The following is a 15,573-nucleotide window of genomic DNA, read 5'->3' as shown; positions in this document are numbered from 1 at the left end:
AAATAACTTTTTGAAGACTTTTCTAGGGATTGGAGCAATAACATGAAATTGAAGTCTGTTGCCTTATTTGTCGGAGCATGTTGCGGGCTTGCATTACCCGCCATATCGAATGCAACCGAGAGTTTTGGCTTCCATGGTTATATTCGTGCCGGCTCGATGTTTGACGCCAAAGATGACTTCGCCAAGGCCGGGTACGAATATGAAATGGACAAGACCATGGGGCGCCTGGGTTCCGAACTGGACAACAGCTGGGAAGGCGGCCTGAATAAACTATGGGAGCTTGGTGGTAATAAGTCTGTCAATATCCATTTCAAAGTGGAATCAGATGCAGACGGCTTGCAAACCCGTGCTGCTCCAAGGGAGAGCGGCGTATCAGAGACCTTTGTGGAACTTGGCGGCATTACGCCAACTGGTACAATGTGGGGCGGGCTACGCTATTACGACCGTGAAAATTACATCTGGACCACCGATTATTTTTACACTGATTACTCAGGCACCGGAGTCGGTATAAAAGGCATGGAGATAGCGGGTGGAAAATGGGACTTTGCTTATATTAACAGCAATGATACCGACCACTCCGATCGTGCCAATGGTACCGATGCCACCATGCACACCCTACATTCCAGTGCCTTGTATGGTGCCTGGGATATGGAAGTTGCCCTGAAGCAGATGCCGAGCAACGAATTCACCGGTGACACTAAAAAATATGCGACCAAAGGGGTAGAAGGCACTCTTATCTACTCGCGCGATGATTTCTTCTTTATGCCTGGTGGTTTCTCCAAGTTCATCGCCCAGGCGGGCCGTGGATTGGGTTCCGGCGATTTGCTGGGGGCCAACCTGACCAATACCGCCATGTATCGCAAGGGCTCCCTGTACCAAAAGACACTGCAGGACCAGGCAGATGGTTACAAACCCTACCAATCCAAGGTAATGGAGGGCGATCAATCCTATCGCGCCTTCCTCTGGGGCGGCTGGTATGGCGCCAATGTGCATCTGCTACCAACCCTGTCATATCAGTACAACGACTATGAAATGGGCGGTCATGATTCCTGGTATGCCGCATCCCTGCGCCCCGTGTTCCCAATCAATGAGTTTTTCTCCATCCAGACTGAAGTCGGATATGTGAAAAACAATCTGATCATCGACAACGTCGAGCGTGGTGGCACCTCCCACAAGGTCAGCATAGTGCCAACCTTTACCGTCAATACCGGCATGGGTCCCTCACCGGAGATCCGTATTCTGACGACCTATGTCGATCACAATAACGAGACGCCTTGGCAGGAAGATCGGGAAGATCTCCTCGTCGGTGTGCAAGCGGACATGTGGTGGTAAGTTAGGCCAGGATACTTATCAGCACTATAATCTCGGGTCCCTTGGGGGACCCGCATTGTATACGAGGAAACACGATGAAGGGAACGAAGCAGTACCTGCCTTTCCTGGTCAGTCTGCTGGTTGCAGGGTGCGCCAACGGAGGCCCGGAACATCCGCCAAGATCTGCGGCCTCCGCCCTGCAGCAGCAGGTTCAACATGATCGGGAACAGTTGTCGAACAAAGTGGTGGTCGAAGCATTCAATGATCTTCGCTTCCAGCCCCTTGGGCAGGAGAGCCGATGGGTCGATGTAGGCGCCGACAGCCAGGTCTATGCATTCGATTCGGGTAAAAGCTATGTGATGGCCTTCTCATTGCCTGCCCTCACTGCGGCTACCCACGTCAAAATAACCATTCCGGTTGATTATACCGTCTTCCTGCCCAGCATCCTGTTGCTGGACGAGAATCACAACGCAGTTCAAACCATTCCCAGCTCCACGTTCAGTTACGACGGCCGTTCATTAATTTCAGGGCAGAACATCCAAGGGGAATTCACCATTCCGACCCCCATCGGCAGCGTACGGGCCGCCTATATGGTGATCTATTCCACAGCGCAGGACATGCAAGGTAGCACTCGGCTCAACCCCGACGATCTCCAGCGCGCCATGCAATATGATCGCACCACGGATGTTGCCCGTCTCATCAATGTGGAAGTGCCCCACTCGGCTACCGGACGCCTATATCTGACGCTTGACGCAGAGGCTGCTGAAAATGCGACACCAATTGCAAAAACCATATCACCCGTGATGGTCACACCAGATAAACCGCTGGATGAACTGGATTATTATCAGCATATTCGCACAGCGGTTGAGAGCAAAAACTATGAACAGGCTCTCGCTTGGGTCAAGGCCGCCGAACAGGCCGGATTTACCAAGGCAAGAGAGGTCTTTTTTGCCACCCAGCAGTAGTGTTCACTGCCCCTGAAGAGGTGCATCATTGCTTGTCACCATCAGGGGAAAAGGGTATCCTAACCTGCTGATTTATTAAGAAGATATTCATATAATCCTGGCCATGACCAGGGGTTTTCACAGTAGAGTACGGAGGGGGGGATGTCGAAGTCAGCTCAGGAGAAAAAAGCCACTGTCTATGATATCGCCCGCCGAGCAGGTGTCTCGGCAAGCACAGTATCCCGGATATTGAACGGCTCGGCAAAAGTGGCCGCAGATAAACGTCAGGCTGTGGAAGATGCGATTCAGGAATTGAATTTTCGTCCCAACTTGATGGCGCAATATTTGAAAACGGGTCAGTCCATGACTCTGGGGGTATTGACTCAACATGTCGAGAGTCCATTCTCCAACGAAATGTTGCGTGGTGTTGAACATACCCTGCAAGGCATGGAGTATGTGCCGCTGATTGTCAGTGGCCACTGGAATGCGGAAGAAGAGGTCGAACGGCTGCGACTGCTGGTAGCACGTCGGGTAGATGGCCTTATTATTTTGACCGGCCACGTCAATCAGCAAACGCTGCTTGAGTTTTCACAGCAAATACCGATTGTTGCCACCGGTCACAATATCATGACCGAGCGTGTGCACTCCTTCAGCATCAATAATCGGCTGGGTGGCTATATGGCGACTCGTTATTTATTGGATCTGGGTCATCGTGACATAGCCCATATTGTCGGCTTGCCGGATCAAAACGATGCCATCGAACGTCATCATGGTTATCGCCAGGCCCTGGTCAGCGCGGGCATCGAATATGATCCTTCCCTGGTCATCCAGGGGAATTTCGCCGAGGTCGGCGGCCTCAATGCCGTGAAGAAACTGGTGGAGAGTGGTCGAAAATTCTCCGCCATCTTCTGCGCCAACGATCAGACCTGCTACGGGGCCATTCTGGGGCTCAAACAGTGCGGCTTGCGGGTGCCTGAGGATGTCTCTCTCATCGGTTTTGACGACCTGCCCTTCTCCACCTATTCCAACCCGCCATTGACCACTGTGCGCCAGCCCATCTACGAGATGGGGGTCAAGATGGTCAAGACCCTGTTGGGATTGATCGAGAATACGGAGCTGAACTCGGACGAATTGCCCGAGTTGAGCATAGTGGTGCGTGATACCACACTGCCATACAAGGGATGAACGCCGACGGGGCTGTGTCCCGCCCGGTATGAGATGAAAGCGGCCTGCAGGCCGCTTTTCTTTTGTCGGCAGCTAGAAACCGTATGCAGTCCGTATCGCGTCTTCCACCTCGCTCTCCAGACTTTGCACAGGCACAACACACATTCCTTGTATTGCACCGACCTCAATCTGGCTTGGCCAGGGCCTGGGAAACCAGATAGTCCCCGCCTCCCTAGGTGAAATGGCAAACAACCGGTCTCTTCTTATCAGCCAGAAACGCCCATGAAAAAAGGCGCCCTGAAGGCGCCTGGGGTGTATGAAGCTTACTGCTGGGAATACCTTTTCCCGGTGGGCGCAGCCACCGTCAAGGAGTGGTGAAGGGGGACTCCGTCCCGATAGCTGTGCTGGTTGCCAGCGTGGGGAGAGGCTCGTCCGCCTCGCACAGATGGTCTCTTCTTGCCGCCTTCTGGGGGGGATACCAGCTTGCCAACCCCTGCTGGATGCGTGCGGCGGCAGCTTCCGGCGTCATGGTACCAAGCACCACGGATTGCGATACCTCAGCAAGCTCTGTGGTGAGCGATGGCTCCCCCCTAGTGAGGAACTGGGCCCCCAGACGCAGGGTGGAATCACAGGTATCGCGCCAGCCCATCATGGTGCTCGCCACCGGATCCTTGAGCTCGAAGAAGTGATTGGAGAGGGAAAAGAAACCCGGTACCGAGTTGGAGAAGCGCTCGGCAAAGTCCGCACTCGCCATCCACTCCACCAGTTTCAGGGCGGCCTCCTTGTTGGGGCTGGCTGCATTGATGCCGATCCCCATGTCGGTGTGATCGGTGAAGTAGCAGGTGTCCTCCTCCTGCGCGACGGGGGGCGGGAAGGCGCCAAAATTGACCTTGCCGGTAAACTGGGCCAAGGACCAGGAGCCCGCCACTATCATGGCGGCCTTGCCGGCGGCAAAGGCATCCACCGCCTGAGCCTCGGTGGCATCGGCCGGATGGTCGCCTATGTAGGGCCGCCAGCTCGCCAGCTCACGAAACGCCGCCATATAAGGGGCATCGGTCACTCGCGTCTGGCCGTTGATCAACGCCAGGCGGCCATCTTCCCCATGCCAGTAGTTGGGGCCGATATTCTGGTAGCCAAGCTCGGAGACCACCCAACTATCGTGGGCCGCCAGCGCCAGCGGCAGATAGCGGCCATCCTGCTTCACCTTCTCCAGCACGGCGAAGAAGTCAGCACGGGTTCGCGGCGGTGTCAGCCCAAGGGTGTTGAAGATATCGACATTGAAGTAGAAACCCTGGATCACGGAGGCAATGGGCAGGCAGAAGGTCTGGGCCCCGGAGTCGGTCTGCCAGGCAGCCTTGGCAAAGCTCGGGAAGCTCTCCATCCCGGGCAGGTCCGTCAGATCCAGCAGATGCCCCTGCTGGAACAGCCGCAGGGACTGATCATAAGGACGGCAAGTGATGAGATCCCCCGCCTTTCCCGCCGCCAGCCGCTCGGCGAGTCCCTGATCATAATCGGCCGAACGCTGCGGTTGCAGCTTAAGGGTTATCTCGGGATGGAGCGCCTGAAAACGGGGCAGAAACTGCTCCTTCCACAGCGGCTCGTCATCCACGCGCCAGGTTTCCAGCACCAGCTCCTGGGACACCGCCGCCGCACTCAGCCCCCAGACCAGCAGGGCACTCACTGATTTCCACATCGCCTCTCTCCTACACCTTGAAACGGGCCACCAGACTCTGTTGCTGGCTGGCCAGCCCCGACAACACCTCGCCACTGCTCGCAGACACCCGGGAGGCCTGCTCGGTCTCGTGAGCCACGTCGGCGATGGCCGCCACGTGCTGGGCCACTCCCTGACTAACCGAAATCTGCTCCGTAGCGGCATAAGCCATGTGATCCGCAATATCCTTGATGGCCTCCATACGCGAGGCGATCCCCGCCAGGGCACTCTCGACATCCCGGGTCTGCTGCACACTCTGCTGGGTCTGCTCATGGCTCTGGGTCATCACGCTCGCCACATCGCGGGCGCATCCCTGCAGGTTGTCGATCATCACCTGGATCTCCTGGGTCGCCCCTTGTGAACGGGTAGCCAGCGCCCGCACCTCCTCGGCCACCACGGCAAAGCCCCGCCCGGCTTCCCCGGCACGGGCCGCTTCGATGGCCGCATTGAGGGCCAGCAGGTTGGTCTGTTCAGCCATGCCACGGATCACCTCGAGAATGTTGCCAATGTTGCTGCTGTAGCCTTCGAGCTTGCGGGTGATCGCCATGGCCCCGGCGATGCCGGTCGCCAGCTGTTCGATGCCATCCCGGTTGGCCTGCATCAGATCGCGTCCGCGCCGGCTCTCGTCATTGGCTTCACCCACCTCCCGACGAACATGATCGCTCGAGCGCGCTACCTCGGTGGCACTGGTTTCCAACTCGAAGATGGCGGCCGCCACCTGATCGGTCTGGGCCTTCTGCTCCTGCACCTGCGACATCACCTGCTCGCCGATCTCCGCGGTTTTACGCGTCTCGCTCACCAGGTGCTCAGACCCGGTCTGGACCTCCATCAAGAGCGTCTTGGTGTGGTGGGCCAGCTGGTCGATGGAGTTCGCCACCTCACCAAGCTCGTTCCTGGCCGGGTAGCGAACCCGTAGTGTCATGTCCCCTTGTGCCATCAGACCGAGGACGCGATTGATCCGCACCAGCGGCACCTGGATGCTACGGGCCGTACTCCAGGCGACAATAATGGCGATGAGTACGGAACACAGGGCCACCACCACGATCCAGGTGCGGGCGCTGTCAACCGCGACGTCGGCACTCAGCCTGTCCTCCCGCATGCTCTGGTTGCTGATGGCAATGAGCATGTCCAGGGTTTCACCCAGTTGCTGGCTCTGCGCCTCCTGCTGTTCACGCAAGCCATGGAGTTGCTGACTGATTTGCTGGTGGCGTACCAGGGTAGCGATCAGCCCCTTGTCGCCAAATACCAGCTGGGGGATGTGCGCCACATGGCGGGTGAACCTGGCCTTGACGTCATCGGGGACAACAATCCGATCCAGACGCTGGTTCGCAATGTCGATGTCTTTGGCCAGCACCGCCTGCAGCGCCACCAGATCCGTGTTGCCGTCGGCACGCAGGATCAGCTTGAGATCCCGTGCAATACCGCTGGTGATGAGCTCCGCCTTGTTTTGCAACGAGCGCCGCCCCGCCGTGTAACGCACCAGCAAGTCGGCCGCCGAACGGTAGTTGTCGTCCAGGTGCAGCAGCTCGCCCCGCATCCGTGAGAGCACCCGCTCCAGCTCGACCGACTCTTCGTGCAGGCTAATCAACTGCTCAGAGATGGTAAACAGCCGAGGGGCCTGGTCGGTAACCCGGGCGAGTTGCCGCTCACTCTCGGTATCGAGTGTCAGGGCCGCGAATGCGTTGATGTGCTGCTCATAGCGGACCTTGTCATGGGTAAAACGCTGGCGGGACTGGGGGAACGTCGACGTATCCCTGATGGCGAGATGCGCCAGGCTGTCCCTGTCAGCCATCAGCAAGGCGGCGCGCAGCCGGCTGGCGGTCAGGGCCTGAGGCGTCGCCTCCTCGGTCACCTGCTGGAAACGACCGTGAATGGAGGTCGTCTTCAGGTAACTGATGGCCCCGAGCAATAGCAAAAGAACCAGCAGCAGCGTAAAGCCCAATCTGATCCGCTGTACGATCGACATCCTTCTCTCCCACCTCTCCCTCCGCATCGGGGCGGAGCCGGTTATCAAGGCACCAGGAGCCCGACAGGCATCCTGGTGCATCTGGCTGACGGCTTATCGACTCAACCTGCCCTGGCAATCGAGCCTGACCACCTCCCCTGAGACCCCCAGCAGAGAAGCCGGTACCCAGCGTACGGTCGCCATGTCGATGCGCGCCTGTCCACTGGTGCCCAGGATGAAGGGGGTATTGACCTTCGCGAAGTCCATGCCCTCTTCGAGGCAGCGCAGGGGCAGACTCAGGGTCACCCACTTCTGCGGGGGCAACTGGCGCAAGGCCGGAGCAATCTCGATGGACTTGCCGCAGGGCCAGCCACACTGCAGCCCCAGCGTCATGCCCCCCGCTGGCGCCTGCTGCACCCGCAGCGCCACCTGCAGCTCGCTCTCGCCCTTCAGGTAGGTGCGACGATCCGCCCCCTTGACCTGGGTGGTCTGCAACTGGATCGTGGCCCCGGAGTCGACACCCGGCTTGTCCGCCCCGAGGAAGGTGACCGCTCGCGCATCCTGCTGGCGCAGGTAGTCGATGGGCTGCACCTTGATGAAGGTCATCTCGGTCACGCTGTTGCCGGAGACTTCAGTCCCCGTCCAGTTGCTGGCATCCCCCATGCGCAGACGGTGTTCTTCACCCGCCTTTGGCCCGAACAGCTCGAGCACCTTGTCAGCGGCGCTCAGCTTGGCGGGGTCGCTCTCGTTGCAGCCGAAGGTACGGTTATCCAGGGTCAGGGTATTGAGGTTGCTGACCCGGGCCGCCACAGGGGAAGGCTTGCCGTAGCTGAGCCCGTAGCCATAGGGGAAGAGCGGCGCGTGCTCACCGTTCAGATCCTGCTCGAAGGCAGGGCGCTGCCAGCCCGGGATATGGGTGGGCGTGCGATTGATGGTGGTGGCGCACTTGCTGAAGGGCCAGGAGAAGGAGAGGCGTCCCTGGAAATCATGAGCCACCTTGCCCTTCGCATCCTTGAACAGGAGATCGGTGATCCCCTCCCCCTCGGTGCCGGGCAACCAGGCGGCGACAAAAGCGGAAGAGAGATTGAGCTCCTCATTGACGTAGAGCGGGCGCCCGGAGAAAAACACGGTCACCACGGGGATGCCGGCCGCCTTCAGCCGCTTGAGGGTCAACAGATCCTGGTGATAGCTGCTCTTGAGATCCCCATAGGCGAGGGTCTTGCTGTCGGGAATATCGCCGAACCACTCGGCATAGGGATCCTCCCCCATGACCAGGATGGCGACATCGGGCTTGGCTCCCGTCAGCTCCCCGGACCCCGTGCTCACCTGCACATGTTCCGCTCCGACGGTGGACGTCACCGCATCCAGCACGCTCTGGGCACCAGGGAAATCACCGCGCCCGTTTTCACTGCCTTGCCAGGTCAGACTCCAGCCCCCCACCTGCTTGCCCAGATCGTTGGCGGCGCTGCCCGCTACCAGCACCCGGCTCTGCCGGCTCAGGGGCAGGATCCTGCCCTCGTTCTTGAGCAGCACCAGCGACTTGCGCACCGCCTCCCGGGCCAGCGCCTTGTGCTGTACGGCGCCAAGCTCGCCCTGCTTGCCCGCCAGCTCTCGTGCCGACGGCATGGGTTTCTCCCACAGCCCGGCACGCATCTTGACCCGCAGGATGCGCGTCACGGCATCATCGATCCGGCTCATCGGGATCTGCCGGTTAGCCACGCCATCGAGCAGGTGCTGGCGAAACTCCATCCAATCCTTGCGCGCCGTGACCATGAAAATGTCGACCCCGGCCAGCACGGCGGGCAGGCAACTCCCCATGGTGCAACCGGCGATCTCGCTGTGGCCGTTCCAGTCCGAGACCACCAGGCCATCAAACCCCATCTTGCCCTTGAGCACATCGGTCAGCAGATAGCGGCTGCCGTGCAGCTTGCCGTTGTACTCGACCCCATCCTCTGGCAGCACATCGCGGTTGAGCTCGTTGTGCCAGCTGTTGAACGAAGCCATGACCACCTGGGCGCCGGCATCCAGCCCCGAGAAATAGCCCACCGCGTGCAGGTTGCGCAGATCCTCTTCCGAATAGAAGTTCTGGCCCCGGTCGACCCCGTTCTGGGTACCGCCATCCCCCACGAAATGCTTCACGTTCGAGATGACATGGCGCTGGCCGCGCAGATCCACCGCCGATCCTTGCAGGCCGCGTACCATCTCGCCGGCATAGTAATAGACGATGGCGGGATCTTCGGAATAACCCTCATAGGTCCTGCCCCAGCGATCATCCCTGGGCACCGCCACTGTCGGGGCGAAGGTCCAGTCCAGCCCGGTGGCGACCACTTCCCGCGCCGTCACCTGGCCGATACGGTAGATGAGCCCCGGATCCCGCGCCGCCCCAAGGCCGATGTTGTGCGGGAACAGGGTCGCCGCGAAGACGTTGTTGTGGCCGTGCACCGCATCGGTCGCCCACATGAAGGGGATGTGATAACCCCTGCCCTCAAAGCCCGCTTCCGCCGCCTGCCAGTAAGTGTCGGCCTGGCGTGCCCAGTCCGCCGCCGAGGCGTGTTTGTTGTTGCCTGGCCAGCCGCCGCCCCCGTTGAGGACGGAACCAATCTTGTAGCGAGTGACCTCCTCTGGGGTCACTTCACGAAAGTCGGGCTGGATCATCTGCCCGACCTTCTCCTTCAGTGTCATCCGGGAGAGCAGGGACTGGATCTGGCGCTCCATCCCCTCGTCCTTGGCAATGGCGCTGTGGATCTGCGGCCAAGTGGCAAAATAGGGCATGGTCGGCAGCTCATCCGCCATCCCGGCACTCCAGATGCCGCACCCCACGAATAGGCAGGTCATAGACCTGGTGAGACCTGTTGTTTTACGCATTTTCTTTATGACTCTCCGGATATTCTCGTTCATCGCCTGACTCATCGGTCATGGGGGGTGCCTTGAAAAACAGCCTCAACATGAAATCGATTGCAAGAATATTTAATGGTAAACAGAAATCTCTTCGCCATTCCAGCAGTATCTTTGCCCTGCCACGGTAAAAATCCCACCGAGAGAGGAAATAGTGATATAGCTCACAAAGATCAGGCTGTTTCGCGCCAGCGAAATATCCAGGAGGGGGGGAGCACACGGGAAAGCATTAGGATAGAAAAAACAATAAAATCATAAATATAAAATATCACCATCATCTCATGCCACTGCATGTTTTACCGAGAATGGTACCCATTTGGCCAGACTGGCGGGAAATGAAGAGAAGATGGTAAGGATTCAATAGAATTCAAAATCACATAGATCTACATATCAATAAACGAAAATTTGTAGCCTGCATCACAGTTCATAAAGGCAAACTTGATTTGCCACAAACTTTACTATTACCTGATTCATGAAATCGATTTCCTCTCAGGGGTTATGTGTGAATCTTGACAGTGAAATGCGGGTCGCAGGATGACTCGGTCATTTTCAGCGCGAGTGCGAAAATCGACGCCATTATTTCCGTCTGTGATCAAAGGGGTAACAATGAAAATATCTCGGCTTAGTGCCCTGACGCTTGCCATGTCTTGCGTCATTGGCTTGCATGGCTGCTCCCTGCCCAGCACAGGGGCATCAGGCTCCGGTGCCTCCTCGGCATCTGCCGGACCTGTGGGTGAATTGCTGACCAACGGGGGCTTCCAGGGAACCGATGGCTGGTGGACGGCTGGGGGCACCCTGAACGCCGAGAACCAGATGGGCTGCATCACCTTCACCGAGTCGGGCTCCAATCCCTGGGATGTCATTCTGGGCCAGTCCAACCTCGGCCTGGTTCAGGGGCAAACCTACAAGCTCCATTTCACTGCCATGGCCAAGAGCGACATCAACGTCAAGGCCCTGATCCAGCATGATGGCGCCCCCTACACCAACCATATGGTGCAGGACCTCGCCCTCAGCAGCACACCCAAGCCTTTCGACATCCAGTTCACGCCCTCCGCCACGGACGAGAAGACCCAGTTTCAACTCCAGATGGGCACCCAGACACCGACCACCGTTTGCATCGGTGAAGCCACGCTCTCGGGGCCATCCCTGGTCAAGAAATCTGATCTGGCCAGCGTGCGCGTCAACCAGGTCGGCTACCTGAGCAAGGCATTGAAACGGGCGACCATCGCCACCGACAGCAAGGACTCGCTCCCCTGGACCCTGCGCAATGCCCAGGGTGAAGCCATCGCCGAAGGCAAGACCACCCCCTTTGGCCTGAATGCCCCATCCGGGGAAAACGTGCAGATCGCCGACTTCAGCCAGGTCACCGCCCCGGCCACCGGCCTGGTGCTGGAGGTCGCCGACCAGAAGAGCCACCCGTTCAGCATCGGTGATGACATCTATCACACCATGAAATTCGATGCCCTCTCCTTCTTCTATCAGCAGCGCAGCGGCATCGACATCGAGGCCAAATATGTCCAGCGCCCCGATCTCGCTCGCCCGGCAGGACACAAGCCCGAGAAAGTAACCTGCTTCAACAAACAGGATGCCAAGGGCAACCAGTGGCCAGGCTGTGACTTCACGCTGGATGTGACCGGCGGCTGGTACGACGCTGGCGATCAGGGTAAGTACGTGGTCAACGGCGGCATCTCGGTATGGACCTTGATGAACCTCTATGAGCGAGAGCAACTGGCGAAAGAGGGTGACAAGAGCGCCTTTGCCGACGGCAAGACTAACATCCCGGAACAGCACAACGGCCACAACGATCTGCTGGACGAATCCCGCTGGATGATGGAGTTCTTCCTCGCCATGCAGGTACCCGAAGGCAAGAAGGTCTGGGTACCGGTAGGAGATCAGTCCAAGCAGCTCGACAGCCTGAAACTGACCGAGATCGATGCCTCAGGCATGGTCTTCCACAAGGTCGCCGATGAAGCGTGGACCGGGATGCCGCTCCCGCCCCACAAGGATCCACAGCCCCGTTTCCTGAGCCACCCCAGCACGGCTGCGACCCTGAACCTGGCTGCCACCGCCGCCCAGTCTGCCCGCGTATGGAAAGATCTGGATCCGGCATTCGCACAGCGCAGCCTGCAGGCAGCCGAACGAGCCTGGAAGGCGGCCAACCGTCATCCGGACGTCTATGCCTATGACAACTTTGTGGGATCCGGTCCCTACGATGACACCAACCTGAAGGACGAATTCTACTGGGCTGCCGCCGAGCTGTTCGCCACCACCGGCAAGGCCGAGTACAAGCAGGCCGCCCAGCAGTCCCCTCTCTATCTGGCCGCCCCCAAGGGTGATCGCAGCGCAAGCGGTGATCTCTACTGGCAGGATCTCAGCAGCGCAGGAACCATCACCCTGGCCATGGTGCCCAACAAGCTGGGCAAGCAGGACGTGGAGAAGGCGCGTGCCGCCATCATCGCCGCCGCCGACGGCTACCAGAAGAGTGTGGCGACGGAGGGTTACCTTATCCCCTATCAGGCTACCGAATACCCCTGGGGCTCTAACTCCAACCTGATGAATCGCAGCATCTTCCTCGGGCTGGCGCACGACTTCACGGGGGAGCGCAAATACCTGCAGGCCATGGCTGACGCCATGGACTACGTGCTGGGCCGCAACCCCCTCGACCAGTCCTATGTGTCGGGTTACGGCAGCCGACCGCTGAAGAACCCGCACCACAGGTTCTGGGCTAATCCCATCGATCCCGCATCTCCCCTGGTACCGCCAGGTGTGCTCTCGGGCGGCCCGAACTCCATCAACTTCAGCGATCCCGTTGCCTCCACCCTCAAGGGCAAGTGCACCGGCCAGACCTGCTGGAAGGATGAGATTGGCGCCTGGACCCTGAACGAGGTCACCGTCAACTGGAATGCCCCCTTCTTCTGGACCGTCAGCGTACTGGATGAAGGTGGATTGACCCGCTGATCACCCTTCCGATGCTCCGTCCCCGTGACGGAGCATTTTTTCACTCTCCTGCCGACCTTGTCCAAGACCGAACCCGCACCGGTCGCCGCACTTTGCTTTCCGTTTTTCGTCATCATGCAGAGGCTAACGGACAACAGAACAGTGCCTTCTCGCTCTCTTCTTTGCATCTGGCCTCCCCGCCGCACCTTCGCGACCGAGCCTTCTGCGTGCCCGTCTCTTAGCCACCTTTTTGCTCGTCAACTTTCTCCCACCATGCCTTGCCATGAGATCTGCTGACGCTATCTGACCGCCGCCCGTCTCTTCTGCGGTGTCCTGTGTTCTACCAGAAAGTGAGAAAGCCGGGAACCGGCTCCTGAAGCCGGTTCCGTGGCCCTCAGCGCGAACCACAGGGCAGCCCCAGGCTGATCCCGCCATCGGAACAAGACACAGTGCAGAGCCCACCAACTGCCACGATGATACCTTGCCACCAGCCCGCAACTGACAGGCTTCCCCGCCCCCTCACCACGGCAGAGGAGAGACACCTTGAGCAGGCATGGCCGGACACCATGCCTGGTAATCAAAGTAATACGGCAACACCACAGCGCGGGAAGCACAGCGACGGGTCTCTGTTACCCAACCTTGCTGGCATGCGCCCTTCCCCGCATAGACGCCATGCCGAAAGCGCGCTCTGCATCACGCAGGAGCCAGGCCTGCAGAGGCGCAGGACTGGCATGAAAACCACGACACACATGAAATCGATATTCCACCAAACCCAGTCAAATACCACCAGGACATAACACATCAGCAAAAATAAAATAAACACATGATAGTAAACGTGTTTTAACTTAAGTTCATTTATGTTAAATATCCATCAAGTGATCGCGATCACAATTGCAAACCCCGAATTGTGAAATCGATTTCCTGTTTTATTGCGTCGTTCTATAGTGGGCTCAACTTAATAACTGAGGAATGATCATGAAAAAAATCATGCTGTGCTGCTCTGCCGGGATGTCCACCAGCCTGCTGGTGAAAAAAATGCTGGTGGAAGCCGAAAAACGGGGTCTGGCTGCCGAGATCAAGGCCTTTGGCGCATCGGAGTTCGATGACCAGATGCCCCATTACCAGGTGGTCTTGCTGGGACCGCAGATCAAATACATGCAACCCGAATTGCAAGCCAAGGCGGCGGCTCACGGGGTCAAGGTACAACCTATCGACATGATGGATTACGGCATGCAGCGCGGCGACAAGGTGCTGGACTACGCCCTGTCCCTGATTGGTTAAGCGTGCTCACAAGGAAGGACACACACTATGAGTTCACTCTATGGGATGCTGGTCAAGTTGATCGAACAACGGATCGGCCCATTGGCAGGAAAACTGGGCCAGCAACGCTATGTTCTGGCCATCCGAGACGGTTTCATTGCCGCGCTGCCGTTCATGATCGTCGGCAGCTTCATGCTGGTCTTCATTTTCCCCCCCATCTCCAGCGAGACCACCTGGGGCTTTGCCAGAGCCTGGCTCGACTTCTCCAACACCTATCGTGCCGAGCTGATGTTGCCCTTCAACATGAGCATGGGGCTGATGACGGTCTTCATTTCGGTGGGAGTCGCATCCAGCCTGGCCAAGCAGTACTCCCTGGACCCCATCACCACGGGTCTGTTGTCGCTGATGTCGTTCATGCTGGTGGCGGCGCAATATAAAGATGGCACCATCTCCACCCAGTATTTCTCAGGTCAGGGCATCTTTACCGCCCTCATCTGCGCCATCTATTCGACCGAGGTCTATGCCTGGCTCAAGCGCAACAACATCACCATCCGTCTGCCCGAGCAGGTGCCGATGGGGGTGGCGCGCTCCTTCGAGGTATTGATCCCGGTACTGGCGATCATCCTGACCTTGCACCCCTTCAATATGCTGCTGCAGGAAACCACAGGCATGATCCTGCCCGAGGCGATCATGGCCATGCTCAAACCTCTGGTGGCGGCCTCCGACAGTCTGCCCGCCGTGCTGCTGGCGGTGCTGTTGTGCCAGATCCTCTGGTTTGCCGGCATTCACGGCACCATGATCGTCACCGGCATAATGAACCCGTTCTGGATGGCAAACCTGGCCAGCAATCAGGCTGCACTGGCCGCCGGCCAAGCCATTCCTCACACCTTCCTGCCCGGTTTCTGGGATCACTTCCTGTTTATCGGCGGCGTGGGCTCCACTTTGCCACTGGCATTCCTGCTGATGCGCAGCCGCGCCGTACACCTGCGCACCATAGGGCGGATGGGCGTGGTCCCCGGGTTCTTCAACATCAACGAGCCGATCCTGTTTGGTGCTCCCATCATCATGAATCCGGTCTTCTTCCTGCCCTTCATCCTGGTGCCCGTGATCAACGCCATCCTGGCCTGGTTCGCCGTGGATCTGGGTCTGGTGGAGAAGGTCGTGATGCTGACCGCCTGGACCACGCCTGCCCCCATAGGCGCCTCCTGGGCGACCAACTGGGCCTTCAGTCCGGTCATCATGTGCTTCATCTGCATGGGGATCTCCGCCCTGATGTATTACCCCTTCGTGCGGGCTTACGAACGTACCCTGCTCAAGCAGGAAGCCGAGACGGCTGAAGCGGAAGAATCCGCCAGATCAGAAAAAGCAGACACAATCACACCGATTCAGAGTCAGGCGTAAGCGCC

The 15,573-nt window shown here is 58.6% G+C and carries 9 protein-coding genes; 6 read left to right on the top strand and 3 right to left on the bottom strand.

The window, feature by feature from the left end:
• The first annotated feature begins 42 nt into the window (after nt 1–42).
• From PG898_RS01085 to PG898_RS01075, 3 genes are all read left to right on the top strand, one after another.
• On the top strand, nt 43–1,332 hold the full coding sequence (locus PG898_RS01085) for a carbohydrate porin (RefSeq protein WP_270823338.1): 1,290 nt from the start codon (nt 43–45) through the stop codon (nt 1,330–1,332).
• Between the two features lie 74 nt (nt 1,333–1,406).
• Complete coding sequence (locus PG898_RS01080) at nt 1,407–2,276, top strand: MalM family protein (RefSeq protein WP_270823337.1); 870 nt, start codon at nt 1,407–1,409, stop codon at nt 2,274–2,276.
• 141 nt (nt 2,277–2,417) lie between these two features.
• Entirely contained in the window at nt 2,418–3,440 is a 1,023-nt protein-coding gene (locus PG898_RS01075) for a LacI family DNA-binding transcriptional regulator (RefSeq protein ID WP_270823336.1), read from the top strand.
• Between the two features lie 343 nt (nt 3,441–3,783).
• Here the strand turns inward: PG898_RS01075 and PG898_RS01070 are convergent, their stop codons facing one another.
• The 3 genes from PG898_RS01070 to PG898_RS01060 form a co-directional block, all read right to left on the bottom strand.
• Nucleotides 3,784–5,112, bottom strand: a complete 1,329-nt coding sequence (locus PG898_RS01070; RefSeq protein ID WP_270823335.1) for an ABC transporter substrate-binding protein — start codon at nt 5,110–5,112, stop codon at nt 3,784–3,786.
• A gap of 10 nt (nt 5,113–5,122) precedes the next feature.
• On the bottom strand, nt 5,123–7,096 hold the full coding sequence (locus PG898_RS01065) for a methyl-accepting chemotaxis protein (protein ID WP_270823334.1): 1,974 nt from the start codon (nt 7,094–7,096) through the stop codon (nt 5,123–5,125).
• A 93-nt stretch (nt 7,097–7,189) separates the two neighbouring features.
• Nucleotides 7,190–9,910 carry a glycoside hydrolase family 3 protein gene (locus PG898_RS01060; protein ID WP_270823333.1) on the bottom strand — a complete coding sequence of 907 codons (2,721 nt, stop codon included), beginning with the start codon at nt 9,908–9,910 and terminating at the stop codon, nt 7,190–7,192.
• Nucleotides 9,911–10,576: 666 nt separating this feature from the next.
• On the opposite strand from PG898_RS01060, the gene PG898_RS01055 reads away from it, so the two are divergent.
• The 3 genes from PG898_RS01055 (at nt 10,577) to PG898_RS01045 (ending at nt 15,568) form a co-directional block, all read left to right on the top strand.
• Nucleotides 10,577–12,928, top strand: coding sequence for a glycoside hydrolase family 9 protein (locus PG898_RS01055; RefSeq protein WP_270823332.1), 2,352 nt, complete (start codon nt 10,577–10,579; stop codon nt 12,926–12,928).
• A gap of 954 nt (nt 12,929–13,882) precedes the next feature.
• Complete coding sequence (locus PG898_RS01050) at nt 13,883–14,188, top strand: PTS sugar transporter subunit IIB (protein ID WP_270823331.1); 306 nt, start codon at nt 13,883–13,885, stop codon at nt 14,186–14,188.
• Nucleotides 14,189–14,215: 27 nt separating this feature from the next.
• Nucleotides 14,216–15,568: a PTS sugar transporter subunit IIC gene (locus PG898_RS01045; RefSeq protein WP_270823330.1), complete on the top strand. Its 1,353-nt coding sequence runs from the start codon at nt 14,216–14,218 to the stop codon at nt 15,566–15,568.
• Nucleotides 15,569–15,573 lie beyond the last annotated feature (5 nt).

Origin of the sequence: Aeromonas sp. QDB31, assembly GCF_027707605.1 — a bacterium.
Classification (GTDB): Bacteria; Pseudomonadota; Gammaproteobacteria; order Enterobacterales; family Aeromonadaceae; genus Aeromonas; species Aeromonas media.
Note: the sequence above shows the minus strand (reverse complement) of the source record. Positions and strands in the feature narration are given on the sequence as shown.